Source organism: Burkholderia sp. 22088 (assembly GCF_052045915.1).
Taxonomy (GTDB): domain Bacteria; phylum Pseudomonadota; class Gammaproteobacteria; order Burkholderiales; family Burkholderiaceae; genus Burkholderia; species Burkholderia cepacia.
Genome location: NZ_JBQEPY010000010.1, coordinates 20,065 through 46,271 on the forward strand (window position 1 = coordinate 20,065; position 26,207 = coordinate 46,271).

General features: G+C 61.4%; 29 protein-coding genes. 26 read left to right on the forward strand and 3 right to left on the reverse strand.

The genetic code is table 11. The annotated features are described in order from the left end of the window. Window positions 1–2: 2 nt before the first annotated feature. The 25 genes from ACTJLD_RS19895 (at window position 3) to ACTJLD_RS20015 (ending at window position 22,999) form a co-directional block, all read left to right on the forward strand. Window positions 3–1,715, forward strand: a complete 1,713-nt coding sequence (locus ACTJLD_RS19895; protein ID WP_440659461.1) for a terminase large subunit — start codon at window positions 3–5, stop codon at window positions 1,713–1,715. Then, window positions 1,712–1,897 carry a hypothetical protein gene (locus ACTJLD_RS19900; protein ID WP_014899207.1) on the forward strand — a complete coding sequence of 62 codons (186 nt, stop codon included), beginning with the start codon at window positions 1,712–1,714 and terminating at the stop codon, window positions 1,895–1,897. Before ACTJLD_RS19895 ends, ACTJLD_RS19900 begins: the two co-directional genes overlap by 4 nt. Before the next feature lie 4 nt (window positions 1,898–1,901). After that, entirely contained in the window at window positions 1,902–3,161 is a 1,260-nt protein-coding gene (locus ACTJLD_RS19905; RefSeq protein ID WP_440659462.1) for a phage portal protein, read from the forward strand. Then, window positions 3,158–4,126 (forward strand): S49 family peptidase, encoded by a 969-nt coding sequence (locus tag ACTJLD_RS19910; RefSeq protein WP_440659463.1) that lies wholly within the window; start codon window positions 3,158–3,160, stop codon window positions 4,124–4,126. The genes ACTJLD_RS19905 and ACTJLD_RS19910 overlap by 4 nt, the downstream gene beginning before the upstream one ends. A gap of 103 nt (window positions 4,127–4,229) precedes the next feature. After that, a complete protein-coding gene (locus ACTJLD_RS19915) occupies window positions 4,230–5,537 on the forward strand; it encodes a phage major capsid protein (RefSeq protein WP_134256721.1) in 1,308 nt (435 codons plus the stop codon). A 59-nt stretch (window positions 5,538–5,596) separates the two neighbouring features. Further along, window positions 5,597–5,779, forward strand: coding sequence for a hypothetical protein (locus ACTJLD_RS19920; protein ID WP_226286483.1), 183 nt, complete (start codon window positions 5,597–5,599; stop codon window positions 5,777–5,779). Window positions 5,780–5,785: 6 nt separating this feature from the next. Beyond that, the gene (locus ACTJLD_RS19925) at window positions 5,786–6,352 is read left to right on the forward strand and encodes a head-tail connector protein (protein WP_440659464.1); all 567 of its coding nucleotides are present in this window, start codon (window positions 5,786–5,788) and stop codon (window positions 6,350–6,352) included. After that, the gene (locus ACTJLD_RS19930) at window positions 6,352–6,678 is read left to right on the forward strand and encodes a phage head closure protein (protein WP_440659465.1); all 327 of its coding nucleotides are present in this window, start codon (window positions 6,352–6,354) and stop codon (window positions 6,676–6,678) included. Before ACTJLD_RS19925 ends, ACTJLD_RS19930 begins: the two co-directional genes overlap by 1 nt. Further along, on the forward strand, window positions 6,671–7,093 hold the full coding sequence (locus ACTJLD_RS19935) for an HK97-gp10 family putative phage morphogenesis protein (protein ID WP_440659466.1): 423 nt from the start codon (window positions 6,671–6,673) through the stop codon (window positions 7,091–7,093). The genes ACTJLD_RS19930 and ACTJLD_RS19935 overlap by 8 nt, the downstream gene beginning before the upstream one ends. Beyond that, window positions 7,090–7,434 (forward strand): DUF3168 domain-containing protein, encoded by a 345-nt coding sequence (locus ACTJLD_RS19940; protein ID WP_134256724.1) that lies wholly within the window; start codon window positions 7,090–7,092, stop codon window positions 7,432–7,434. The genes ACTJLD_RS19935 and ACTJLD_RS19940 overlap by 4 nt, the downstream gene beginning before the upstream one ends. A 57-nt stretch (window positions 7,435–7,491) precedes the next feature. Beyond that, the gene (locus ACTJLD_RS19945; RefSeq protein WP_440659467.1) at window positions 7,492–7,950 is read left to right on the forward strand and encodes a phage tail tube protein; all 459 of its coding nucleotides are present in this window, start codon (window positions 7,492–7,494) and stop codon (window positions 7,948–7,950) included. Window positions 7,951–7,978: 28 nt separating this feature from the next. Beyond that, on the forward strand, window positions 7,979–8,446 hold the full coding sequence (locus tag ACTJLD_RS19950; protein WP_440659468.1) for a phage tail assembly chaperone: 468 nt from the start codon (window positions 7,979–7,981) through the stop codon (window positions 8,444–8,446). Between the two features lie 47 nt (window positions 8,447–8,493). Continuing rightward, window positions 8,494–8,721 (forward strand): phage tail assembly protein T, encoded by a 228-nt coding sequence (locus tag ACTJLD_RS19955; RefSeq protein ID WP_440659469.1) that lies wholly within the window; start codon window positions 8,494–8,496, stop codon window positions 8,719–8,721. 13 nt (window positions 8,722–8,734) lie between these two features. Continuing rightward, window positions 8,735–12,835: a tape measure protein gene (locus ACTJLD_RS19960; protein WP_440659470.1), complete on the forward strand. Its 4,101-nt coding sequence runs from the start codon at window positions 8,735–8,737 to the stop codon at window positions 12,833–12,835. Next, window positions 12,835–13,173 carry a phage tail protein gene (locus ACTJLD_RS19965; protein ID WP_059652991.1) on the forward strand — a complete coding sequence of 113 codons (339 nt, stop codon included), beginning with the start codon at window positions 12,835–12,837 and terminating at the stop codon, window positions 13,171–13,173. Before ACTJLD_RS19960 ends, ACTJLD_RS19965 begins: the two co-directional genes overlap by 1 nt. Before the next feature lie 8 nt (window positions 13,174–13,181). Beyond that, window positions 13,182–14,891, forward strand: a complete 1,710-nt coding sequence (locus tag ACTJLD_RS19970) for a tail fiber domain-containing protein (protein WP_440659471.1) — start codon at window positions 13,182–13,184, stop codon at window positions 14,889–14,891. 7 nt (window positions 14,892–14,898) lie between these two features. Further along, complete coding sequence (locus ACTJLD_RS19975; protein WP_440659472.1) at window positions 14,899–15,582, forward strand: phage minor tail protein L; 684 nt, start codon at window positions 14,899–14,901, stop codon at window positions 15,580–15,582. Window positions 15,583–15,631: 49 nt separating this feature from the next. Further along, window positions 15,632–16,384, forward strand: coding sequence for a C40 family peptidase (locus tag ACTJLD_RS19980; RefSeq protein ID WP_334002380.1), 753 nt, complete (start codon window positions 15,632–15,634; stop codon window positions 16,382–16,384). After that, window positions 16,381–16,944, forward strand: coding sequence for a tail assembly protein (locus ACTJLD_RS19985; protein WP_440659473.1), 564 nt, complete (start codon window positions 16,381–16,383; stop codon window positions 16,942–16,944). The genes ACTJLD_RS19980 and ACTJLD_RS19985 overlap by 4 nt, the downstream gene beginning before the upstream one ends. Beyond that, the gene (locus tag ACTJLD_RS19990) at window positions 16,941–20,753 is read left to right on the forward strand and encodes a phage tail protein (RefSeq protein WP_440659474.1); all 3,813 of its coding nucleotides are present in this window, start codon (window positions 16,941–16,943) and stop codon (window positions 20,751–20,753) included. The genes ACTJLD_RS19985 and ACTJLD_RS19990 overlap by 4 nt, the downstream gene beginning before the upstream one ends. Continuing rightward, window positions 20,753–21,061, forward strand: coding sequence for a hypothetical protein (locus ACTJLD_RS19995; RefSeq protein ID WP_134256752.1), 309 nt, complete (start codon window positions 20,753–20,755; stop codon window positions 21,059–21,061). Before ACTJLD_RS19990 ends, ACTJLD_RS19995 begins: the two co-directional genes overlap by 1 nt. After that, the gene (locus tag ACTJLD_RS20000) at window positions 21,061–21,777 is read left to right on the forward strand and encodes a hypothetical protein (protein WP_440659475.1); all 717 of its coding nucleotides are present in this window, start codon (window positions 21,061–21,063) and stop codon (window positions 21,775–21,777) included. The genes ACTJLD_RS19995 and ACTJLD_RS20000 overlap by 1 nt, the downstream gene beginning before the upstream one ends. A gap of 43 nt (window positions 21,778–21,820) precedes the next feature. Continuing rightward, entirely contained in the window at window positions 21,821–22,033 is a 213-nt protein-coding gene (locus ACTJLD_RS20005; RefSeq protein ID WP_134256734.1) for an HP1 family phage holin, read from the forward strand. Next, window positions 22,026–22,523 (forward strand): lysozyme, encoded by a 498-nt coding sequence (locus tag ACTJLD_RS20010; RefSeq protein WP_440659476.1) that lies wholly within the window; start codon window positions 22,026–22,028, stop codon window positions 22,521–22,523. The genes ACTJLD_RS20005 and ACTJLD_RS20010 overlap by 8 nt, the downstream gene beginning before the upstream one ends. Next, window positions 22,523–22,999 (forward strand): DUF2514 family protein, encoded by a 477-nt coding sequence (locus tag ACTJLD_RS20015; RefSeq protein ID WP_440659477.1) that lies wholly within the window; start codon window positions 22,523–22,525, stop codon window positions 22,997–22,999. The genes ACTJLD_RS20010 and ACTJLD_RS20015 overlap by 1 nt, the downstream gene beginning before the upstream one ends. 43 nt (window positions 23,000–23,042) lie before the next feature. Here ACTJLD_RS20015 and ACTJLD_RS20020 read toward each other — a convergent pair whose 3' ends face one another. Further along, a complete protein-coding gene (locus ACTJLD_RS20020; protein ID WP_440659478.1) occupies window positions 23,043–23,534 on the reverse strand; it encodes a hypothetical protein in 492 nt (163 codons plus the stop codon). Window positions 23,535–23,587: 53 nt separating this feature from the next. On the opposite strand from ACTJLD_RS20020, the gene ACTJLD_RS20025 reads away from it, so the two are divergent. Further along, window positions 23,588–24,292 (forward strand): SOS response-associated peptidase family protein, encoded by a 705-nt coding sequence (locus ACTJLD_RS20025; RefSeq protein ID WP_440659479.1) that lies wholly within the window; start codon window positions 23,588–23,590, stop codon window positions 24,290–24,292. Window positions 24,293–24,470: 178 nt separating this feature from the next. Here the strand turns inward: ACTJLD_RS20025 and ACTJLD_RS20030 are convergent, their stop codons facing one another. Together ACTJLD_RS20030 and ACTJLD_RS20035 are read right to left on the reverse strand one after the other, a co-directional pair. After that, window positions 24,471–24,944, reverse strand: a complete 474-nt coding sequence (locus tag ACTJLD_RS20030; protein WP_440659480.1) for a hypothetical protein — start codon at window positions 24,942–24,944, stop codon at window positions 24,471–24,473. A gap of 66 nt (window positions 24,945–25,010) precedes the next feature. Continuing rightward, a complete protein-coding gene (locus ACTJLD_RS20035) occupies window positions 25,011–25,655 on the reverse strand; it encodes a hypothetical protein (RefSeq protein ID WP_440659481.1) in 645 nt (214 codons plus the stop codon). Window positions 25,656–26,207 lie beyond the last annotated feature (552 nt).

A 26,207-nucleotide genomic window follows, 5' to 3' on the forward strand; every position in this document is an offset into this window, starting at 1 on the left:
ACATGGCGACGAATTTCCCGCGCGTAGAGCAGGGGCTCAAGTTCGCGCGAGAAGTCGTTCGTGGCAAGCGCATCGCTTGCCGGTATGTGCAACTTGCTTGCAAGCGCCACCTTGACGACCTTGCGGCGAGCCGAAAGAGGGATTTCCGGTGGAAGTTCGATCCGGAAGCCGCTGAGCGAAAGCTCGCGCTCGTTGAACTGCTGCCGCACACGAAGGGCGAGTGGGCGTTCAAGGGGCAACTGGTAACGCTTGAGCCCTGGCAGAAGTTCGGCCTGATGGCGACCTTCGGATGGGTCAACAAGCGCACCGGCAAGCGCCGGTTTCGCGAGAGCTACTGGGAGGTGCCGAGAAAGAACGGCAAATCGGTGATCGCGGCCGGCGTCGGTATCGGGATGTTCGTGCTCGATGACGAGTTTGGCGCGGAGGTTTATTCGGGCGCGACGTCGGAAAAGCAGGCGTGGGAAGTTTTTCGCCCAGCTCAGTTGATGGTCAAGCGCTCACCGATGCTGGTCGATTCGGCTGGAATCGAGGTCAACGCCTCGAACATGAACAAGCCGGCCGACGGGAGTCGATTCGAGCCGATCATCGGCAACCCCGGCGATGGCGCTTCGCCTTCGTGCGCAATCGTGGACGAGTATCACGAGCACGATAGCGCCGCACTGTACGAAACGATGCTGACCGGTATGGGCGCGCGTCGTCAGCCGCTCATGTTCATCATCACGACGGCAGGCGCGAACATCGAAGGTCCGTGTTTCGACAAGCGCCGGCAGGTGATCGAAATGCTCGAGGGGACGGTTCCCGACGACGAGCTTTTCGGCTGGATCTGGACGATCGACGAAGGGGATGATTGGACTGATCCGCATGTGCTGGCGAAGGCCAATCCGAATATCGGAATCTCGGTCTATCAGGAGTATCTGGAGAGCCAGCAGCAGCGCGCGATCAAGTCGGCACGCTTCACAAACACGTTCAAGACGAAGCACTTGAACGTGTGGACCTCGGCGAAGGCGGGCTATTTCAACCTCGAAGACTGGAAGGCATGCGAGGACCGCTCGCTGACGCTTGAACAGTTCGAGGGGCAAGACAGCGTGCTCGCGCTCGATATGGCGCGCAAGCTCGACTTGAACAGCATGGCTCGCCTTTTTTGGCGCGACATCGACGGGAGACGGCATTACTTCTGCGTTGCGCCGAGATTTTGGGTTCCCGAAGACACGGTGTGCAATACCGAGAACCGCCGTATGGCGGAGCGGTATCAGGCGTGGGTCAATCAGGGCTTTCTGCTTGAAACGGATGGCGCGGAGATTGACTATCGCGACATTCTCGAAGAGGCAAAGGATGCGAACCGAATATGCCCGGTGCAATGCACGCCACTGGACCCGCACGGCGCGACGAACCTCTCGCATCAGCTCGAAGACGAAGGGCTGACGCCAGTCACGATCGTTCAAAACTACACGAACATGTCGGACCCGATGAAGGAGCTCGAGGCGGCGATTACGTCGGGCCGGTTTCATCACGACGGCAACCCGATCATGACCTGGTGCGTTAGCAACGTGATCGGCAAGAATCTGCCGGGAAATGATGACGTGGTACGCCCGATCAAGCAGGGCAACGACAACAAAATCGACGGCGCAGTGGCGCTGATCATGGCGATAGGTCGAGCCATGCTGGCCGATCGAGTCAATTCTGAGTCGATCTACGATCAAGGAGTGGGTGTTTGAAATCAATTGCTATTGCGGCCTGGGTGGCCGGCCTGCTCGGTTTTGCGCTGCTGGTCACGGGGGTAGTGCTGATCAGCCTGCCGATCGGCCTGATTGTTGCGGGTGTCCTGCTTCTGTTGTGGGCGCTCTTGGCGGATATGGCCGCGGCTCGTGCGCAACGAGTCGGGCAGCCGAAGGAGTAGCCCGATGTTCTTCAGTAGGCAATTGCTGTCCAATTCCGGTCAAACCCAAACGGGTTCTGGCGGTTGGTTGTCGGCGCTGTTGGGAAGCGCACGATCGGAAGCAGGTCAGGTCGTTACGCCCGCGAGCGCGCTCTCGCTGACGGTCCTGCAAAACTGCGTCACGCTGCTGTCGGAGAGCATCGCTCAACTGCCGATCGAGCTGTATGAGCGCGCTGGCGACGACAGGAAGCCGGCGACTGACCATCCGCTGTATTCGATCCTGAAATACCAGCCGAATCCGTGGCAGACGCCGTTTGAGTATCAAGAGCAGTCGCAGGTTGCTGTCGGCCTTCGCGGCAACAGCTACAGCTTCATCGATCGCGATCAGGACGGCGTGATTCTCGGGCTGTATCCGCTGGATAACGAGGCAGTGACGGTGATGAAGGGTTCTGACCTCATGCCGGTCTATCGGATCTACGGGGCCGAACCGATGCCGCAACGGTTGGTGCATCACGTTCGCTGGATGTCGATCAATGGCTATACCGGGCTTTCGCCGGTCATGCTTCACGCGAACGCAATCGGGCATGCGCAGGCGATCCAGCAGTACGCCGGGAAGTCATTCATGAATGGCACGGCCCTGTCGGGCGTGATCGAGCGGCCGAAGGATGCTCCGGCGCTGAAGGATCAGGCGAGCGTCGATCGAATCACGGACGGTTGGAATGCGAAATTCGGTGGGTCGGGTAACGCGAAGAAGGTCGCGTTGTTGCAGGAGGGTATGACGTTCAGGCCGTTGTCGATGACGAATGTCGACGCAGCGCTGATTGATGCGCTTCGTCTTTCCTCGCTCGACATCGCGCGAATCTACAAGATTCCGGCTCACATGGTGAACGAGCTGGAGCGGGCGACGTTCAGCAATATCGAGCATCAGTCGCTCCAGTTCGTCATCTACACGCTGTTGCCGTGGGTCAAGCGGCACGAGCAGGCGAAGACGCGCGATCTGCTGTTGCCGTCCGAACGGAAGCAGTACTTCATCGAATACAACCTTTCGGGGCTGCTGCGAGGCGATCAGTCGTCGCGCTACGCCGCTTATGCGGTCGGGCGCCAGTGGGGCTGGCTTTCGATCAACGATATTCGCCGGCTCGAAAACATGCCGCCGGTCAAGGGCGGCGACGTCTACCTGAGTCCGATGAACATGGTTGACGCGTCGAAGCCGCAGCAAGTAGCTGCCGTGAAGACCGAGCCGACGAAAGCCCAAATCGGCGAAATTGAGAGGATCCTATCTTGAAACCGCACCTCAGACTTGCAAGTCTGATTTTCAACCAGCCGCAGCTCGTCACGGACCCGATGATGTCGCTCGCGGTTCAGTGGGCGAACCAGGCGCTGAACCTCAACATCGTCGACCTGACCGTGAACGGCGTACAGCCGAAGATCATGGAGGACGACGAGTTCGACAGTGGTGCACAGATGGCTGCGGCGTCGGAGCGTCGCCGTGTCCTGGTGGCCGATACCGGTATGGACATCATTCCGGTGTCGGGAATCCTGGTGTCCCGCTCGGCGCACATGAATCCATGCGAGCCGATGACCAGCTACGAGAGTTTGCGTACTGCCGTGAATCAGGCGGCTGCGGATCCGGCAGTCGAACATATTGTCCTCGACGTCGACAGCAACGGCGGCAGTGCAACCGGTGCGTTCGAGCTGGCGGATGATATTCGCGCCGTATCGTTGATCAAGCCGATCACTGCGATCGTCAATTTCTCGGCATTTTCGGGGGGCTACTTGATCGCTGCGGCGGCGTCGAACGTGATCGTCAGCCGCACGTCAGGCGTTGGCTCGATCGGGGTGATCGCGAATCACCTGGACGTGTCGAAGCGCGACGAACAGCAGGGCGTGAAGGTGACGTCGGTATTCGCCGGCAATCACAAGAACGACCTCACGCCGCATGAACCGTTGAGCGACCAGTCGATGCGTTTTCTCAAAGACATGGTGCAAAACAGCTACAAGCAGTTTGTCGACGCGATCGCGAACTTCCGTGGCTTGAGCACGCAAGCGGTGAAGGACACGCAGGCGGGCATCTTCTTCGGGCAGCAAGGCGTCGACGCTGGGCTTGCGGACAGCATCGAGACGCCGCAGGCAGCGATCAACCGGATTGCTGCCGAAGTGCGCGCATCGCGAGCCGAGCGTCAGAGCGGGAGCGCTCGACGCAGCGTGTCGGCACGTGCTGCGGCAATGAACATGCAATCCATGATTTAACCAGTCGCAATAAATCGAATTCCCACGATCAACATCAGAGCACGTTCGCGTCTCAGTTGAGCACTGCCACCTCCGGGTGGCATTTTTTTTAGGAGAAGGGTAAGTGAACATCAATGAACTCCGCCGCGAACGCGCTGCCATCAACCAGCGCGTTCAGGCGCTGGCCCAGATCGAGTTGGGCGGTACCGCGTTGTCGGGCGAACAGCAAGCCGAGTTTGACCAGCTCAGCTCGAAATTCAACGATCTGACCGCGCAAATCGAGCGTGCGGAAGCCGCGGAGCGTATGGCTGCCGCCGCCGCAGTGCCGGTCGATCCGGCGCCGGCTGCGGTTACTGCGCCGGCTGCGGCGTCCGTGCCCGCACAGCCGAAGGTTCCGGAAGTGAAGGGCGCGAAGATGGCGCGTATGGTTCGCGCACTCGCGGCAGCGCGTGGTGACACGCAGCTCGCGTCGAAGATCGCGATCGAGCGGGGTTTCGGCGAAGACGTTGCTATGTCGCTCAATACGCTTTCGTCGAGCGCGGGCGGCGTTCTGGTGCCCGAGAACCTGTCGAGCGAGGTCATCGAGCTGCTGCGTCCGAAGTCCGTTGTTCGCAAGCTCGGCGCTCGTACGCTGCCGCTGTCGAACGGAAACATCACCATCCCGCGCCTGAAGGGCGGTGCCATCGTCGGTTACATCGGCGCAGACACCGATATTCCGACGACGCAACAACAGTTCGATGATCTGAAGCTCACGGCGAAGAAGATGGCCGCCCTGGTGCCGATCGCGAACGACCTCATCAAGTATTCCGGCGTGAATCCGAACGTCGATCAGATCGTGGTCGGCGATCTGACAGCCGCGATCGGTGCACGCGAAGACAAGGCGTTCATTCGCGACGATGGCACGGCGAACACCCCGAAGGGCCTGCGCTTTTGGGCGATTCCCAGCAACGTCATCACCGCGAGCGATGGCTCGACGCTGCAGAAGATCGAAACGGATCTCGGCAAGGCCATTCTCGCGCTCGAAAACGCCGACGCGAATCTGACGCAGCCCGGCTGGATCATGGCCCCGCGTACGTTTCGCTTCCTCGAAGGTCTGCGCGACGGGAACGGCAACAAGGTCTATCCGGAACTCGCAAACGGCATGCTCAAGGGCTATCCGGTCGGCAAGACGACGCAGGTGCCGATCAATCTCGGTGACGCCGGCAAGGAGTCGGAAATCTACTTCACCGACTTCGGCGATGTGTTCATCGGCGAGGAAGAAACGCTCGAAATCGACTACAGCAAGGAGGCGACCTACAAGGACGCCGACGGCAACATGATCAGCGCATTCCAGCGAGATCAGACGCTGATTCGTGTGATCGCGAAGAACGACTTCGGTCCGCGTCACGTCGAGTCGATTTCGGTGCTGGCCGGCGTGACCTGGGGCGCGTAAGCGAACTCGTAACCGTGCGGCTCGATCCGTCGTGATCGGGCCGCCGTTCGGAGAAAAACATGAAGGTAGTCAAGTTCAAGCGGCATTACGCGCAATACACGCCTGGCGATATCGCGGGTTTCGAGGACGCGCACGCAGACCGGCTCGTCGACGCCGAAATCGCGGAGGCATCTGTGTCGGAGCCGAAGGAGGCGAAAGCCTCGCAGAAGGTCGACACGGGTAAGCCCGCGGCAAAGGGGTAATGCCAGATGGCCGCTGTTCTCATCGAATACCTGGACGACGCGGAGCCGCTTACCTTCGAGGATGTTGCAATTCAATGTCGAATCGATGGCGACGAAGAACGGGAGTTCATAGAGCACACGGTGATTCCCAGCGCGCGTCAGGCGGCCGAGCGCAAGTCTGGGGCCGCGATCCGAAAGGCGCGCTATTTCGAGCGGCTGGCGGGCTTCCCGAGGGGGGACTTCCCGTTGTCGATCGGGCAAGTTCTGAGCGTCGACAGCATCGAGATTCGCGATGCAACAGGCGCTGCCTCGACACTCGACCCGAAAGGGTATGAGCTCGTCCAACTGGGGCGAGAAGCGTTGTGCGCGGTTCTTGGCTCCGCTGACTGGCCGCACGCTCGAGCAGTGACGATCACGTATCAGGCTGGCGTCGACATCGACAAGCATCCGTCGGTACGGTCGTGGATGTTGCTTGCGGCTGCATGGGCCTACGACCATCGTGAACTTTTCTCGGAGGGGCAAGGAGTCGCGCAGATGCCGGAAGGTTATTCGGACCTCCTGCTCGATTCGATCACCGTTCCGACGAGGTTCTGATGAAGGCCGGAAAACTGAAAGAGCGAATCGTCATCGAGCGGCCCAGCGGGGAAGAAAACGAGAACGGCGAACCGCTGCCGGGGGCGTGGGTGGCGCATGCGCGGCCGTGGGCTGACGTGTTGTTCGTGAACGGAAAGGAGCACGTTGTCTCCGGAGCGATTCGCGGCGCCACTGTCGCCAGCATGCGCATTCGCTATCGGGCAGGGATCGATGAGCAGATGCGAGTGCGTTACGACGGTAGGCTGTACGACATCACGGCGGTGCTGCCCGCTCGGACGCGTGGGTATCTCGACCTGTCGGTAAAGGTGGGAGAGAAGTATGTCTAGTGTCCAGATTCTTGGGCTGGCGGATCTGCTGGCCGATTTCGCCAAGCTCGCGAAGGCACAGTCGACGAAGGCACTTCGACGCGCGACGTTGGTGGGCGCCAAGGTGATCCGAGACGAAGCTCGTGCGCGAGCGCCGAAGAAGACCGGGAAGCTAAAGCGGAACATTGTTTCGGCATCGCTGCGACAGAAGGAATCGCCTGGTGTGGCGACTGCGGGCGTTCGGGTTCGATCGAAGGGCAAGGAAGATTCGCCGACCAACGCGTTTTACTGGCGATTCGTCGAACTTGGCACGCAGAACATGAAGGCTGATCCATTCATGCGTCCGGCCTTCGACGCAGCGATTGCGCAGGCCGAGGGCGCGATTCGAACCGAGATCGCACGTGCGATTGATACGGTGATCGGAGGTGGATTATGAGCGCACTGATCATTCGCGACGCGATCGGGGTTGTGGGTGCCGCGAAGGGCTATGTCACGGTAGCCGGGTCGAAGGCGCAATCGCCGTACTACGTCGTGTCGCGCGTCAGTGGTGGGCGCGATATGGCACTTGGCGGAGCGACCGGCGGCAAGTCGGGCATGTATCAGATCGACGTGTACGCGAGCACCTATACGGAGGCCGATGCGATCGCCGATCAGGTGATCGACAGGGCGTCGTCGAGCGGGAAGTTCGCGGTTGGTGGCATCAGTGAGTTGCCCGACGACTTTTCGAGCGATACCGGAGATTTTCGGGTGAGCCTCGAAATATCCGTCCAGTTCTAACGGATTCCGATGTGTGTGTGGCCCGCCGCGTGCGGGCCTTTTTCATTTGAGGGGCATATGGCTGAGAAAAGCAAGCGCACGAAGGCGCAGGGCACGAAGGTCGAGGTGTCGAAAACCGCTTCGACGGACTACGACGACAAAGCGTTGGTCTTCGTCGACCTGAACACGACGACCAAGCAGGTCCAGTGGCAGGGCGGCCAGTCGGCGGAAATCGACGCGACCACGTTCGCCTGCGACGAGAAGGAAACCGAACTCGGCCTGGCCGATCCGGGCGAATTCTCCGTAGAGGGAAACTATGCGCCGGACGACGACGGGCAATCGCTCCTGTTCGATGCGCATTCGACGAAGGAAAAGCACGTGTTCCGTGTGACGTTCGCCAACGGGTGGCAGTTTCTGTTCATCGGCATGGTGCGGCAGTTCTCGTGGGGCGCGCAGGTCGACGGCCTGGTGACGTCGAGCTACAGCGTGCGCGTCAGCGGCAAGCCGAAGCGCGTTCCGCCGGCTCCGGCAGGCTAATCGCTCGACCGAATAAAGGGGAAAGAGTATGACCGAAAAAGCTAAGGCGGCAGCCTCGTTGCGTGCCGCGATTCTCAACCCGCTCGCCGGCTGGCGGCATGAGCTGGTCCCGATGCCGGAATGGGGCGACGTGACGGTCGCGGTGCGCGAACCGCTGCTCGAAGACCGCGCATTCTGGCTTGAGTCGCTTCGCATCGTTGCCGGCGTCGAGCCGGGCGACGACGAAGAAACGGCCCGAGCCAAGTATGCAGCGGTCCGTCCGGACGAGCACGTGCTCGCATCGGCGCGTCTGTTCGTGCGCGTGCTCTATGTCAAGACGTCGGCTGGCTGGCGCCGTGAATTCAATGACAGTGACGCGCGCGAAGTCGCGTCGGCATTTGGTGCCGCGCACGAGCGCATCGTCAGTACGGCGCTCGAGCTCGGCAACATGAAAGTCGACGCGGAGGACGATGCAAAAAAGCCCTCCGCCGAAACTCCGATCTCCGACTCGAACTGACGCTGGCGCTACGGCTCGGCAGGACGCTTGCCGAGCTGCGCGCGGAAATGTCTACCGCGGAGTTCGCCTTGTGGCAGGCATTCGATGCCGAGTCGCCGATCGCCGATGATCGTTACGACCTTCACGCTGCGATGATTGCGTCGGCGGTGTTTCAGGCGCAGGGAGCGAAGGTCAAAGTAGCCGACATGATGCCGAACTGGTCAGGCGAGTCGGCGGAAGCGCAGGAGGTCGAGGACGATCCTTTCTTCGCAGGCCTAATGAGATTGGTAAAGTAGGCGGATAGGAAATATGGGAACGAGTCTCCGCGAGCTGATCGTCAGCGTTACCGCGAATACGACCCAGTACGATCGACGCATGCAGCAGCTTGGGTCGACGGCCAGCGGCTATTTCAATGCGGTCCGGGATGGGGGCCGGGCCGCCGATGCGGCGTTTGCGTCCAACGCGTCGAGCGTGCAGGTGACGGTGCGCGCGATCGAGGCCGCGCGCGGATCGCTCACGGCATATGCTCAGGCTGCGGCCGCGGCGTTCGGCGTGCACCAGCTGGTCGAGTATGCCGACGAGTGGACGAACCTGAGCAACCGACTCAAGATCGTTACGCGGGATCAGATCGATTTCGCGGTCGCGCAAAACGATGTGCTTCGCATCGCACAGGCAACACGGCAGCCGCTCGACGCGACGGCCGAGCTGTATCAGCGGATCGCGAACAACACGTCGCACCTCGGCCTGTCGATTAAACAGGTCGGCCCGCTGGTCGAAACGATCAGTAAGGCGGTTGCGCTCTCGGGTGTGTCCGCCGATACGGCGCGGCTCGGTATCGTGCAGCTGGGTCAGGCGTTCGCGTCCGGCCAGCTGCGCGGGCAGGATCTGAAGAGCGTGCTGGAGGAATTGCCGGGCGTTGCTGACGCGATCGCCCGCGGCATGGGTAAGGGCACGTCCGAGCTGAAGTCGCTGGCCGAGGACGGCAAGCTGACCGTCGAGAACCTGATCGACGCGCTGAAGAACGCCGGGTCGAGCACGGACGCACTGTTCGGTAAGGTGGACATGACCGTCGGGCAGGCGATGACGCGCCTGCAAACGGAAATCGTCGCGTACGTCGGGCATGCGAACGAGGCGACAGGTGCGAGCGCGAAGCTGGCGCAGAGCGTGGTCTACGTTGCGGATCACCTCGACGAGATTGTCACGATCAGCGCATCGCTCGCGGCCGGCCGGCTCGGCGTGTATTTCGCGCAGACCACGGTGGCCGTCAGTAAGTCGGCCATCGCGTGGAACGCGGAGCGGCAGGCGCTGCTCGCGAAGGCGCAGGCCGAAAACGCGGCTGCGCTCATCACGATCACGAAGGCGCAGAGCGACCGCGATGCGGCAGCGGCGAAGCTGCAGAACGCGCAGGCGGCAGAAGTCGCCGCGGCTGCCGAGCTGGCCGGCATGCGCGCGATGCGCGAAAGCCTGGCGATGCAGTCGGCGCTGACGGCCGGTTCGATCCAGTACACGCAGGCGAAGCTCGCCGAGGCGCGTGCGATCGAGGCGAGCGCTGCGGCGCAGGTTGCGACAGCGCGGTCGAATCTGGCGAATAGCCAGGAGATCGGCACGCGGATCGCCGGCACGCCGTACGCGGCGGTGATTGCGCGCGAAACGGCGGCGGCGCAGGGCGAGCTTGAGCGGGCTGAGGCATCCCTCGCGCTGGCGCAGCAGCGCCGTGTGGCGCTGGAGGCTGCGGCGGCCAAGGGTACGGTCGACCAGACACGATACGCGGCGGCGCTGGCCGAAACCGAGAAGGGGCTCGCGGTCGCCGAGCGCGAGGTCGCGGCGGCGACGATTGCCCGCGAGCGGGCCGAGCGCGGGGCGACGGCCGCGACTGCGGGTCTGGCCGCCGCGACCGAGCGCGCGGCGGTGGCGCAGACTGCTGCCGCGCGAGCTGGCTCGTTGATGCGCACGGTAGGTTCCGGATTGCTGTCGGTGATGGGTGGCTTGCCCGGCATCATCGCGACGGTTGGCACGGTGGCGCTCGGCGCCGCGGTGAACTGGCTGGTATTCCGCGATCACGCGAGCAGTGCGACGTCGAGCCTGCTCGACATGCAGGCGCCGCTCGACCAGATCATCGAGAAGTATCGGCAGTTGTCGCCGTTGCTGCAGGAGGTCGAGCGCAATCGCGCGAAGCAGGCGCAGACCGCGGCACGCAGCGATGTAGCGGACGCATACGCGGGCCTTGCGGCGCGCGCGTCGCAGAGCGTCATCGTACCGGGCATTGGAGACAGCGCGCCGATCATCACGGACGAGAATCAGGTCGCGCTCGATCGGTTCATTGAAGGGCTGAACCGGATCAAGACTGAGAACCTCGGCGTCGACGAGAAGTCGCGCGAGCTTGCGTCGCTGGTCGGCGTGTTTATCGATGCGACGAAGGGCGGTGACGAGCTTCGCGCCGAGCTGGTGCAGGCCGCGTCGGCGATCGACACGGCCGGCGCCGCGGCGGACAAGGGCACGCGCACGCTGGCCGCGATGGATGCGGCCGCGCGCGGTGCGGCCGACGGCATTCGGCTGCTCACGGAAGAAAACAATTTCTTCGCGGGCGGCATGGCGGCCGAGGCCTGGAACAAGTACGTCGAGAAGCTGAAAGAGGCCTCCGACGTCATCGGCATGACCGCGCAGCAGCGCGCCGAATACGAAGCGAAAACGAAGGGCGCGAACACAGCGGAGGCGCGGCAGGCCGGTTTGATCGCCGGCCGCGCGGACGCGTACAAATCGCTCGAAAAGGCGATCCAGGACAAAGACGCGAAGGCCGAGGCCGGCGCGCGGCGGAACATCGACAATCTGACGCGCGAGCTCGCGCTGATGAATCAGCAGATGGTCGTCGCCGCGGCACTGGCTGAGTTTCAGGCGGATCTCGTCAGCAAGAAATTCGAGAAATTCGGGTTCAACGCTGACGCGGCGCTCGCGGCCGCTGCGGCGCGCGGCAAAAAGGCTTTCGACGATACGGTGTCGGAATCGGCCGGCCAGGTCGCGCGCATCGGCGTGAACGCGCCGGCGCTCGCGCACAAGAGCCGGGCCGGCGCGTCGCGTGCCGAGCCGGAAAGCCAGCGCATGCTCGACAACATCGCGCAGCGCATTGCGCAGCTGCGCGTCGAAGCGGTCGCAACCGACAAGCTCACGCAGTCGGAGAAGGATCGGATCGGGTTCGACCAGAAGCTGACCGATCTGGCCGCGAAGCGCACGAAGCTGACCGACGGCGACAAGAGCTTGATTCGTGATCAGGCTGCAATTCGCGCGGCGTACGACCGCGCGGTGCAGCTGGAGAAGGAGGTGCGCTATCACGAAGCGGTCAACAAGCTGAAGGAGCGCAGCGCGCAAATCGATGCGGAGCTGGCCGACTACGCGTCGGAGCGTCAACGCGAGGTCGAGCGCGAGCTCGCAGCGATGCCGATGGGCGACAACGCGCGCGAGCTGAACCAGGCGACGAGCCGCGTCGGCGATGAATTTCGGCGCCGGCGCGACGATTTCACGAAGGGCGCTCGGAAGGACGGCACGCTCGGCTCGCCGGAGTATCTGGCCGAGATTGACCGGATTAACCGGGCTGAAGCCGAACAGGTCGAGCGCGAACGTGGGTATGTCGAGCAGCGGCTCGCGGTGCAGCGCGACTGGCGCGTCGGTGCAAGCCGCGCAGTGGCGCTGTATCAGGAATCGGCGGAAAACGCGGCTGGTCGATCCGAGGAAGCGTTCACGAGTGCATTCAGAAACATGGAGGACGCGGCCGCGTCGTTCGCGACGTCGGGCAAGGTGAATTTCCGAGGACTCGTCGACAGCATGATCGCGGATCTTGCGCGCTTTTATACGCGAGCGGGATTGTCCGCTGTTATCGGTTGGGGAAGCTCGGCGCTCGGCCTCGATACGGGAGGCTCGGGCGGATTCAGCTCGTCGTCGTTGCTCGGCGGTGTGATGGGCGGTCTGTCCAATGGTTTTGGGGCGGGCGGCGGCAACGCGTATCAATTTCACCTCGCTGGCGGTGGGCGGGTAAGTGGGCCGGGTACGTCGACGAGCGACAGCATTCCAGCATGGCTTTCTGACCAGGAGTTTGTGGTGAAGGCTGCTGCGGTGCGCAAACCCGGGGTGCTTCGGCTGCTGGAGGCGATCAACAGCGGACAGGATCTCGGTTTCGCGAAGTTTGCAAATGGCGGACTGGTCGGCGGCGGATCGGCCGGCGGGGGCGGCCTCGGCGCGCAGGGCGGAGGGATCGAGCTGAATATCCCAGTGACGATTGACGGTGGCACGGGCAACGCGGCGCAGATGATGGCGAGCGCCGAGTTCGTGAAGAAGCTCACGCAGATGGTGCAGGGACTGATCGCGGTCGAGAGTCGTCAGGGTGGCGCGCTCTGGAAACTGAAAAATGGGATGGGGTGATGACCGACACGTTTAACTGGTCGCCGACGGTTGAGGGTTTCGGCGGCGACACAACGTTGCGCGTGCGAAAGGCGCCCTTCGGCGATGGGTACACGCAGCGCGCGGCCGACGGTCTCAACAACCGTGTGCCGTCGTACAGCCTTCGATTCGTGGGGAAGGCCGAGAAGATCTCGGCCATCCTCGAGTTCCTCGATAAGCATGCCGGCGCGGTGTCATTTTTCTGGACGCCGCCGCTTAGGCCGCAGGGGCTATTCGTGTGTGAGAAGTACACGGAGCCGGTGAAAAACGGCAACGTGTACACGATCACAGCGCAGTTTGAGCAGACGTTTGCACCATAGGGTTAGAGATGCCAGCACTACAAAAAGCAAACCTCGGAGTAGCGCCAAACGGCGCGGGCGGCGATGATCAGCGCACCGCAAATATGCGGTTCAATGCCAATGTCGATGTCTTGTCCGCGATCCTTGCGCTCGGATACAACATTCTCAGCGACAACTGGACACTCGTGCCTAGCAACGTCGGTACGCGGTTCGGATTGAATATGGGTGCTGGTGGAAAAGTGGTGAAGCTGCCGCTTGCGTCATCGGTGTCCGTAAATGCGTGCGTGCATTTCTTCAACGTCGGGCCGCCAGTGACGATTGGCTTCCAGGGTAATGATGGATCGCAAGTCAATCTGCTAAATACCGGGGATTGGGCGACATACATTGCGGACGGCGGCACCTACTGGCATGTCGCCGAGCGCGGCAAGATGCTGCCGGACGAGATCGTAAGCGGATTCCTGACGGTTGCGAAAGGGCTTACGGTTGGCGGCGACCTCGTAGTAAAGGGGAGCGTAGCTGGAGACCTTATCGCGTCCGGAAAGCTTTCAGGAGTAAACAGTCCGAACCTCTTAATCAATGGGTCTGGCGAACTCGGCAACACCGGTTGGAACGGCACTAATTTCACGGCCACGCCGGGGAATTTTGGTGAAGGGTCTCTCTTCTTAAATGCCGGTGCAATCAATACCGGAACCTGGGTGGTTGATGCGTCGAACGATATCCCGTGCGGCCCCGGCGTCCCACTTGCGCTCTCTGCTGAATTTTATTCGATGGGTCTTAACGCCGGGCGCGTGTATGTGAAATGCGAGGCGTTCAAAGCTGACGGCACGTTCATCGGAACCGTTACCGGGACGCCGGGGATTACAACCAAGCTGGGCTATACGTTCCGAAGTGCTGCGGGTGTGACGCCCGACGGAACGGCGGCTGTGCGTGTAAGCAAGGTTGCTGACGCTGCACCGAACATTTCGGCATTCGGCGTTGCGTTTCGCAGAATCAAGTTGGAGAGAAACAACGGGGCGACGCTGTATTCCCAGGAGGCAACCATTGCCTATCTGGGAGGTGCTCCGACGTTTTCCGGCGTGCCGTACTTCGGCCGGTTTGTGCCGTGGCACAGCGGAAATCTGATTGCGCCGATGACGCTGGACGGCGAGCAAACGGTTTCGGGTATCAAACGCTTCACGGCCGCAACCTCCTTTAGTGCGAATACGTACTATGCAAAGCAAGTAACGATCAACGCGAGTGCGCCCGATGGACTCTGGTCGAATGCACCATTGGTAATTGCGGGCTATCCCGGCGTTGGCTCGATCGGGATCGGAAGTAATAACGGGGCAATCAACCTGAGATGCTCGGCCAACAGTGGAACACTGGACGTTGTGTCCTCCACGTCTGCCGCGTTTGCTCCGGTCTCGGCGTCAGCATTCAATGTCAACTCGGATGTAGCAATCAAGGCCGAGGTTGAAACGATTGAGAACGCGATGGAGAAGCTCAAGAGGCTCCGTGGCGTGACGTACGTCATGAAGTCGGACGAAACTCACGCGCGGCAGTTGGGGGTCATCGCGCAGGAGGTCGCGAAAGAGTTTCCGGAAGCTGTCACCGAAACGAGCATGCAAATCGATGAATCCGGTGTGATGGTTACGGAAGGAGGCCGGCCCATGCTCGCGGTCAACTATTCGGCACTGATCGGACCATTGCTTCAGGCATTCATCGAACTGGAGGCGCGAGTGTCGGCGCTTGAGGGGTGATTCGCATATGGGGATCAATTCCGATATTCAGCAGCTGGAACCGGGGCATCGTATCGAGCTGTTCGAGGTCAACTGCACGGAGATTGGCGGAGACGCGTTGCGCTTCCACGGGCATCTGCAGTCGACGTCGATCGTGTGGCAGGGCCTGGAATACAAACCGTGGCCGATCCAGGCGGCCGGCTTTGAGCGGACATCGGACGCGCGGCAGCCCGCGCCGACTCTGACGGTAGGCGATATCAACGGCACGATCACCGCACTGTGTGTCGCGCTCGATGATCTAGTCGGCGCGAAGGTGATCCGCCGGCGCACGCTGGCGAAGTACCTCGACGCGTTGAATTTCCCGAACGGCAACCCGACCGCAGACCCGAATGAGCAATGGCCGCCCGAGCAGTGGCGTATCGAGCAGAAAAGCGACGAGCAGCCCGGCGTGCAGGTGGAATTCACGCTGTCGTCGCCGCTCGATTTCGGTGGGCAGCAGGTGCCGGCGCGACAGATTGTCGGCATGTGCCAGTGGCGCTATCGCGGGCCCGTATGCGGATATGCCGGCGTGGCGTTCTTCGACAAGAACGACAGGCCGGTGAGCGATCCGGCGCTCGACCGCTGCAGCCAGAAAGTCAGCGGATGCGAATGCCGGTACGGCGTGAACAACCCGCTGCCGCACGGCGGATTTTTGTGCGACACCCTCGCGTAGACCTTCGCTAAACCTCTCTTCATGGACCCGCCACCCGGCGGGTTTTTTTATGGACGAACGAATCAAGCAGGCGATCGCGGAGCACGCGCTCGCCGAGTACCCGCGCGAGTGCTGCGGGCTCATCGTCGGCACGGCGGCCGGCGACGTGTACGTGCCCGGCCGCAACATCGCGGCTGTGCCCACTGAGCAATTCGGGCTCGCGGCCGAAGATTACGCGGATGCGGAGGACATGGGCGAAATCCTCGCGTTCGTGCACTCACATCCGAACGGACGGGCACAGCCGAGCATGGCGGACCGCACAGTATGCGAGCGCTCCGGCATCCCGCTGTGGGTGATCGTCTCGCTTGGCGTGCAGGCCGACGGCGCGATCGGTGTCGACGACTGGTGCGAGTTCGGCCCGAGCGGATACGTTGCGCCGCTCTATGGCCGGGAGTTCCTGCACGGCGTGCTTGACTGCTATTCGCTGGTGCGCGATTGGTACCTCGCCGAGCGTGGCGTCGTACTGCCGGATTTCGAGCGTGAAGATGGCTGGTGGGACGACGGTCGCTCCAATCTGTATATCGCGCACTACCAGGATGCCGGCTTTCTCGACGTCGGGATCGACGTACAGCTCGAGCCAGGTGACGTTCTGCTGATGCAGATCCGAAGCAAGAACGGCGTGCCGAATCATGCGGGCGTGTATCTCGGCGACGGCATGTTCGGGCATCACGTGCACGGGCGACTGTCGTGCCGCGCGGTGTGGGGCTCGATGTGGCGCGACAGCTGTACGACGGTGTTGAGGCACATCGGGGGCGCGAAGTGATGGAAAAGCTGCGCGAGGTGAGGCTTTACGGGATCGCGGGCGCGCGGTTCGGTCGGGTGCATCGCCTGGCCGTCTCGTCGACCGCGGAGGCGGTGCGCGCGCTTTCGGTGCTGATCCTGGGCTTCCAGAAGTTCCTGCTCGACGCGCGCGACAACGGGTTGACGTTTGCGGTGTTCAACGGCCGCCGAAACCTGAGCGAAGGCGATCTGGGTGCGCCGGTCGGCGGCGAAGCGATCCGGATTGCGCCGGTGATCATCGGCAGCAAGAGCGGTGGTCTGTTCCAGACGATTCTCGGTGCGGCGCTGGCCGTGGCTGGCTTCGTGTTCAGTCAGCCGACGCTGATCGGCCTGGGCGTATCAATGGCGCTCGGTGGCATCACGCAGATGCTGAGCCCGCAGCAGGCCGGGCTCGCCGGTGCTGCCGACAACGGCACGTCGTACTACTTCAACGGAGCAGTGAATAGCGCCGCTGAAGGCGAGCCGGTGCCACCCGTCTATGGCGAAATGGTCGTTGGATCGAAAGTCGGTAGTTCTGGCATCTACACAGAGGATCAGGTGTGAATAAGGTCTATGCGGAATCGGGGCTGAAGCGCATCAGCGGGGCGAAGGGAGGCGGTGGCGGCGGTAGTGGTGGCGGTGAATCTCCGGACAATCTGCACTCGATCGCGCGCGCGAAGGTGCTGGACATCATTTCCGAAGGCCCGATCGTCGGTCTGGTGAGGGGCATGCAGTCGGTGTTCCTTGACGGCACGCCGATCCAGAATTCCGACGGGTCGGTCAACTTCCAGAATTACAGCGTCGACGTTCGCACGGGCACGCTCGACCAGGAATTCATGCCGGGCTTTCCGGCGGTCGAGCGCGAATCGGCCGTAGGCGTGCCGCTGACTTCCGATGCACCGTGGGTGCGCCAGGTGCAAAACACGCAGCTGTCGGCAGTCCGTGTTCGCTTCGGCGTGCCGGCGCTGCAAAAGAGCGATCCGGCGACCGGCGTGTTCGGCTATCGCGTGGAGTATGCGATCGATCTGTCGGTCGACGGAGGCTCGTACGCACAGGTGCTGTCGTCGGCATTCGATGGCAAAACGACGTCACTTTACGAGCGCTCGCACCGGATCGAGTTGCCGCGTGCGACAACGGGCTGGTTGGTCCGCGTGCGCCGCATCACGCCGAACGCACACAGTTCGCTGATCGCGGACACGGTGAATATCGAAGCGATCACGGAGGTGATCGACCGCAAGCTGCGGTATCCGATGACGGCGCTCGTTGGCATGACGTTCGACGCGCGATCGTTCTCGCAGGTGCCGGTGCGGTCGTACCACATTCGCGGCCTGATCGTTCGTGTGCCGTCGAACTACGATCCCGAGACGCGCACGTATTCGGGGCCATGGAACGGGACGTTCAAACCGGCGTGGACGAACAACCCGGCGTGGATTTTCTACGACCTACTGCTGAACGATCGCTACGGGCTTGGCAAGACGGTCGACGCGTCGATGATCGATAAGTGGGGGCTGTACGAGATCGCGCGCTATTGCGACGTCATGGTGTCGGATGGGCGGGGCGGTGTCGAGCCACGCTTCACGTGCAATTGCGTGATCCAGTCGGCGGCCGACGCGTACAAGGTTCTGCAGGATATCGCCAGCGTGTTCCGTGGCATTTCGTACTGGGGGCCGGGCGCGGTGGTCGCGTCTGCGGACATGCCGTCCGATCCGGTCTACGTGTACACCGCGGCGAATGTAATCGACGGTGCGTTCCGGTACGTCGGTAGCGAGCGCAAAACGCGATACACGGTCGCGCTTGTCAGCTACAACGATCCGTCGAACCAGTACAAACAGGCGGTCGAGTATGTGCCGGACGACGACGGCATCGCGCGGTACGGCGTTATCAAGACGCAGGTGACTGCGTTCGGCTGTACGTCACAGGCGCAAGCGCACCGGCTCGGGCGATGGCTTCTCCTGACGTCCCGCTACGAGTCGGGCACTGTGTCATTCAAGGTCGGGATGGATGGCGTGCTGGTCGGCCCGGGGCAGGTGATCGCGATCGCCGATCCGCGAAAGGCTGGCCGACGCATCGGCGGGCGCATTCGAGCGGCGGCCGGCAACATCGTCACGCTCGACAAGGCGCCTACCGTGGCGCCAGGCGATCGCTTCACGGCGATTCTGCCGTCGGGTGTCGCGCAGTACCGTGCCGTGAAGTCCGTCAACGGCGACGTGCTCACGCTGGCCGATCGCTTCGACGCGGATCCCGTGCCCGGTGCGGTGTGGATGCTGGAAAACGCGGAGGTCGCGGCGCAGCTCTATCGCGTCGTGAGCGTTCAGGAAGGCGACGACGACGGACGCATCGAGTACACGATCACGGCGACGATGCACGAGCCGGGGAAGTACGCGGCAATCGACGACGGCGCACAGATTCAGCAGAGGCCGGTGACGGTCGTGCCGCCGTCTGTGCAGGCGCCGCCGGCCAACGTTCGGATTACCACGTATTCGGCGGTCGACCAGGGCATTTCGAAAACGACGATGGTCATCGCGTGGGACGCCGCGAATAACGCTGTGACATACCTGCCGGAGTGGCGGAAGGATAACGGCGAGTGGGTGAGCGTGCCGCGTACGGGCGGGCTGCAAGTCGAGGTGCCCGGGATTTATCAGGGGCGGTACGTTGCGCGCGTGCGTGCACAAAACGTGATGAACGTCACGTCGCTGCCGGCCACCAGTGTGGAAACGCAACTGAAGGGAAAAACGAGCCTTCCGCCGGCGGTCGTGTCGCTCAAAGCGGCGGGCGTGGTCTACGGCATCAACCTCGACTGGGCGTTTCCCGGCGATGGTACTGCCGGCGACACGCAACGCACGGAACTCTGGTACAGCCGCACGCCGAGCCGTGCCGACGCGATCAAGCTGTCGGATTACGCGTTCCCGCAAGCGTCGACGTCCATGCAGGGGCTCGCGGTCGGCCAGGTGTTCTATTTCTGGGCGCGGCTCGTCGACACGACTGGGAATATCGGCCCGTGGTTTCCGGCGAATGGTTCTGGTGTGCAGGGTCAGCCGTCGACGAACCAAAGCGAGTACGAGAAATATTTTTCTGGCCAGATCTCGCACTCGGCACTCGGCGAGGATCTGAAAAAGCCGATCGACGCGATTCCCGGGATTCAGCAGGGCGTTACGGATAACGCGGCGGCGATCGCGAAGGAGGTGAAGGATCGCACCGATGCGATCACGAAAGAGGCGAAGGATCGAGCCGATGCGGTGGCCGAAGAAGCGCGCCAGCGTGGTGCGGCTGTGGCGTCCGAGCAGCAGGCGCGGCAGTCGGCCGATAGTTCGCTCGGGCAGCGGATCGATACCGTGACGGCGAGCGTCGGAGACGCGGCGGCCGCAGTGAAGCGAGAGGAAGCTGCGCGTATCGATGCAGACGGTGCTCTTGGCAAGCGCGTCGACACAGTCGTCGTGAAGGTTGGCGAAGCAACGACGTCGATTCAATCGGAAGTACAAGCGCGTCAGGATGGCGACGGCGCGCTCGGGAAGCGAATCGACGCTGTAAGTGTCGCTGTTGGGGAGAACAAGGCGGACATCATCACCGAGCAGCAGGTTCGCCAAAAGGCGGACTCCGCACTGGCCAGCCGTATTGACTCCGTGTCGGCACAGATCAATGTTCCGATGGCAGGTGACAGCGGCCAGGCGGCCGGATCGACGCAGGTAATGGCCGGCGTCTATTCGGAGCAATCGGCGCGTGCCGAGGTCGATATGGCGTTGGGCCAACGGCTCGACACTGTTTCCGCGCAGATGCAGGTAGGGCAGGCGTCGTTGCGTGCGGACATTCGTACGGAGTCGAAAGCGCGTGTGGATGCGATCAGCGCACAGGCCGAGCAGATCACGACGATACGCGCGCAGGCCAACGAGAATGCCGCGGCAGTCCAGACGGTCGCGCAGTCGTACGCGGATCTGAACGGACGCGTTTCGGCGTCGTACCAGATCAAGACGCAGATCACGTCAGACGGTCGCACATACATCGCCGGTATCGGGATCGGCATCAACAACGACAGCGGCATTGTCGAGTCACAGGTGTTGGTGTCGGCGCAGCGCTTCGCGGTCGTCGACCCGAACAACGGCGGTTCGTCGATCGTGCCGTTCGTGGTGCAGGGCGGGCAGGTGTTCTTGCGTCAGGCGCTCATCGGCGCCGGCTGGATCACGAACGCGATGATTGGCAGCTATATCCAGTCCGACAATTATGTCGCGGGAAAGCAGGGCTGGCGGCTCGATAAGAGCGGTTGGTTTGAAATCAACTCGACTGATGGTCGCGGTAACCGGACGGTGATCGATAGTAATGGCGGGCGCGTGTACGACGCAAACGGCGTTCTGCGTGTTCGATGGGGGGTATGGGAGTAATGGCAGCGGGGTTTTGGGTATGGGATGGTGCGGGGCGCTTGGTGCTCGACGGTACGTCGCGGGCCGGGCGGATCGTTGGGATCGTGTACACGGGAGGCGGTGCTGGGTCCAATCCGGCTGACTTGTCAGGGGGCGCGCCGTTCTGGGCGTTCATGCCGCAGTGGATTTTTCGCCGAGTCGGAGGTGCGGAGCCTACGCCGCTTGTCGCGATCGACGCATTTGGAATCAGTTGGTCATACAGCGGCAATAGCAGCGGTTCGAATGCTTATTCGCCTGTGCCTGGCTGGCTTGTTTTCGGGGTGTATTGATGGATGCAGGATTTCAAGCATTTACGAATAGCGGCCTTTACCAAATTGATGGAAGGACACCGAACTATCAGCTCGTGAGATCGATGTCAGGGCAGACGGTAGACACGTCGTTACCGCTCGCGGTCAACGATGCGGGGATGCCGTTTGGGGCGACGGTTCCGAGCATCGCATTTTCGTTCAACGCGACGGCTGGGCCGATGTATGGCGTGTATGCATCTGACGGCGTTGGGATCTCGGTTTGGAACGTGAGTGTCGATGGTGGCGTGTACACGATTCGTTTCGTAACGGAGCGCCCGTGCGCTGTCTACTTCTTTTTGTTCGATCGCACGCCTCCTGCGACTAGTGGCTTCGGGCTTCAAGTATTTGGGCCAGATACGAAACTCATCGCGGACACGTCGGTGCCTTTCCTTCGTGTGCTCGATGTGATTACCGACCACTACGTGCCAGGCACGGGGTTCGTGACGATCGGCGCGCCTTGGCCGCCGTGGCAGTCGCGGTCGTACGGCCGGCCAGTGTTGATTTCGGCTATTGCACCTGTGCATGTCGGTTGGAGTTATGACCCAGCCGGCCTGGAGATGACGTCGATTCGTGTGACGGGCGACACGATTGCATGGGGAACATCGATGTGGGGAGGCGGGAAGAAGCCAAACTTTACGGGATTTAAAGAGCAGTGGCATCACATGTTTATGGTGCTAGATGCGACGGGGATTGTGTGATGGGCCGCCAATTTTGAGCGGCCCTTTTCTTTACGGGGAACAGATGCGAGCGAGTCCAACCGAGGTGGCGAGCTACGTGGGGAGCGTTACTGCTGTGGCGTCGTCGCTGACGCTGACCGACATCGGGGTGATCGTCGGTATTTTGACGGCGTTCGCGACGTTCGCACTCAATTTCTTTTTTATGTGGCGGAAAGATCGCCGGGAACAGCGCGAGTCGGATATGCGCATCATGGAGATGGAGAGGCACGATGGCTGATTTGCCGAAGAAGACGCTTGTTGGTGTTGTGGGGGCTGCTGCGGCAGCCCTTCTTTTTTCCGCAGTGCCGAAGTTCGAGGGCGAGGTGTTGGTCGCTGCGCCGGACCCTATCGGGATTGTTACCGGATGCTTCGGCGATACGAAGGACGTGAAGCTTGGCCAGCGCTTCACGCACGACGAATGTATCGCTCGGCTCGAGCAGCGTCTTATCGAGCATGCGGAGCCGACGCTGAAATGCACGCCCGGTCTGAAAGGGCATCCGTATCAGCTCGCAGCGGGCGTGAGCTTTGCCTATAACGTCGGTGCAGGCGCCTACTGCCGCAGCACGACGGCAAAGCGGTTCAACGCGGGAGACTGGAAGGGGGCATGCCGCGCGATGAATGAGTCGGACAGTGGCAAGCCGCAGTGGGTATATGGCGGTGGCCGCGTGCTGCCGGGGCTGGTGAAACGGCGCGCGTTTGAGCGCTCGTTATGCGAACGGGGGCTGTGATGGTGAAAGCCTTATTGCCGTATCTGCTGACTATTCTGGCGGGCTTCTTGGCCGGCGCCTATGTTGTTCACGCGACCAGTTCTCGCGAGATCGCGGGCATGCGCGCCGATGCCGCTAAGGATCGAGTGATGGCCGTCGAGGCTGCCCGCAATGAGGAACAACGCCGCACTGCGGCGCAATCGGAGATCGCAAAAGATGCGAACAAACAAAGAACGGATGCGCTTGCGGATGCTTTTGCTGCTCGTGCTGCCGCTGGCAGCTTGCAGCAGCGCGTCGATCAGCTCGTCGCAGCCGCCCGCCATTCCGCCGCTGCCACCGGAAGCCCGGCAGCCGGCGACGCCCTCGATCTGCTTGCCGACGTGCTCGGCCGCGCTGACCAGCGCGCGGGCGATCTGGCAGAGTACGCTGACCGAGCCCGCATCGCCGGCCAGCATTGTGAGCGCGACTACGACGCCCTGACGGCAGCCGCGCGCTGAAACCTTCCACATTTGACGGGCACGCAGCCATGGCTCCTGCGCGTCACATCATCCCAGCGCGCCCCTTTTCATTCCGGAGAAGGTGGCGCAGCGCCTGAAACTGCCCATTCCCACCGCTCAGCTCCCCGCGGTCGGGGATGTTCTTGTCGACGTAGTCGAACCACTCTTGGATCCTGTCCAGCGATTTTCGAAGAGCAAGAATCTCGAGGATTAGCCAGCGCACCTGAAGGTCGGTGTACTCGCGCCAGAGGGCTCGCAGCTCCGCATCGGACGGGGCATCAAATTCCGGCATCTTAGGCTTCAACTTGAAGCGTGGATCCGTGAGCGGCACGCGGTTGCGATCAATCCTCGTTGCTTCGATCGGCGTGCACGAACTCAGGAACGTCGACCTCTCGTCCTGATCAATCCACAGTTCAAATTCCTGCTTCGTGAGCTCGATAGGCGTCCTCCGGCGCATCTTGTCGCCTTGGAATCCGTACTCCCAGATGTAAGCCCACTGCGGCTTGATCACGTCGCCACCACTGTATAAAAACACAGTGTATCCCGGGGTAAGATGGGGCCGTCAAGAGCGAAAATAGGGGACGGCTGATGTGCACCAGCTACTATGCGCCGGGCGAGGATCCGGGTCTCAGCGAGCTCAAAATCGACAACTTCCACGACCTGTACCGCTGGACGCCGTGGAAGCCCGAGATCTACCAGGACTACGACGCGCCGATCGTGGGCAATGTCGACGGGCAGTTCAAGGCCTTGATCGCTGGTTTTGGCTTCTGGCCGCGCGCGCTTCAGAAGGCCAATATCGAGAAGGCGAAGGAGCAGGGCCGGAAGCCGCCGTTCATTCGCAGCACGATGAACGTGCGCGACGATAACCTCGGGAAGTCGCCGTTGTACGGGCCCGCCTGGCGCGCCGGCCGGCGTTGCCTGATTCCAGCCCGATCCGTCATCGAGCCGTCCTATCCTGACGCGAGCCAGGAAGCGAATGGCGACTGGGTGCTCGGGCCGTGCGTATGGCAGAAAATCGGCGTGGTCGACAGGCCGACGATGTGCGTCGCCGGCATCTGGCGCACGCTGACGAACCAGGGCGGCTCCGAGCATCACGTGATGTCGATGATTACCGTCAACGCCGACGGCCACCCACTGATGTCGCGCATGCACAAGCCGGCAGATGAGAAGCGGTCGGTCGTGATCCTGCGGCCCGACGACTGGGAGGAATGGCTGACGACATCGAACATTGAGGCCGCGCGCGCGATGCTGCAGCTCTATCCGGCCGACGAGATGTACGCCAAGGCGAAGTAATTCGGCGTTACGCCAAATTTACGCCAAATTCGCCGATGAGGCTTGCTGCATAAGGCTTGGATGGGGTGTCACTGGTCCCCCCGACAGGGGGCGAGTTGTCGGCGGTCGGGCTTGCGAACCTTTCTGAACCACGCAACTTCTCGGTTATCGGACCGTGCTTGACGGCGACAAGCATGACTCATGGAAAGTATGGCGCCGTGGAGAGATTCAGTTTTTTGTTGATTTCCGGTATGAGTTCATTGATTGCCAGTTCAGGATTGGCTTGAAATGAACGGAGTGCACGATACAGCAAATGGTGCAGGTAGGTGGAGCATGACATATGATGTTCCATCGCCATTTTTGCTTCATAGGCGGGTAAGCCAATTCCGACGCCCCGGAAGATACCCTTGTATCTAATGATGTTGCTTGGCTGATGGTAGTCTAGATTAGATTCAAACAGATATGTTGCGTTGATGTAATTTATAAGCTCTAAGATTCGCTGTGGAGGCGCGCTGTGAATCTGTGCAATATATGAATAAAAACGCAAGACCGCTGCATTTCGATGCGAGAAAATGAAAAATGTCCAAGAGCCGCTTTCCGAATCGCCAAATGAGAGCGATGTCGTATCGGACCCTCCCACCCCAGCAGCCACAGCTGGGGGGGTGGAGAACATAAACCCTCCCTCAGTGAGCATTTCTCGAACTAGTCGGGTATTTGTATATTCGCCCATGACAATTAATTAGTGAAGGTATGGAGGGCGTGTCGCATCATCGTTCGGCACCCATTGATTTAGCTCGCGTTCATCTGGGGCAGGCAAATGATCGACATTGGGGGCATCAGAAAACTCGACTTTATAGGAGTATCGGAATATCACCCCCGCGCGGCCGCGAATATGGAAGGGCTCTGTTTCCTCTATTGCAGCCGCGGGCAAGTCCTGCGGAGGATCGGTCGCTTCGTTGGGTGAATCAAGAACGAAAACCGGTTCATTCATCCGTGCCGCTTCCAGTTCTGCGGAAAGCAATGTCCCCTCTACCGGTTTGAAACCATCGGGAACAGCATTCAGGCCGGCGTCGATATACCAGGCAGCTCGTATGACGCCGTCAAATGCTTGATCAACTGCATGCAGCCACGGTTGCCTAAGCACGTCGCACAGCGTCAAATCGCCGGCTTTCAAGTTTTCAACAATCTGCCGGCTTACGGGGACGACGAGCAATCGCACGTACTCGTCGCGCTCGCTAATGTCGCTCACGTATACAAATAGCGGTCGCCCGCTGTCGTAGGCGATATAAATTTGTGGCCCTTCGAAATCGTAAAGGACTTCTACTGGGGCAAGATCACCAAAGGGCACTACCGGAACCGGTGTACCGTCGACCGTCCAACTCATTTCTGTTCTCCTTCACCTTCACTGGATATGAAGAGAGATGCACGCGGAACCTCGGTGAAGGGCCACCAAGTATGATGTTGTGGATTCCTGTTGCTCGGCGTTTCCGCGATTAGACCGTGGTCCGGTGTCAGCGTTGCCTTGACGATGTGAGGGCCGAGCTGCGGGCGGGCACGTAGCAAATGCTCACACGACTTGTAGTTCGGAAACACCGATAGTCCGTGACGCGTGCACAGCTGCTCACCGTCCACATTCCTTGCCTGATTTCGCTCGGCTTGGGACATAAATTGTTCCGCAGTGCAGGGTAGCGTCCGGCACAGCATATACACCTCGCCGTTACATGGAACTGCGCGCGGCAACGGGCAGTCGGCAGGCAGGTAGCTTGGGAGGGTCCCCATTTTTTTGATTTTGGATAGATATTGTCATGTTCAACGCACTATACCACGCGCCAAGCATGCCAATTTTTCAGCTGATTTCGGGGTAAGATCGCCTGTCGGTGCGAACTCATCACTCAGCACTGCGCTCGGTCATGCTTCAATGATGGCGTAACTTTTG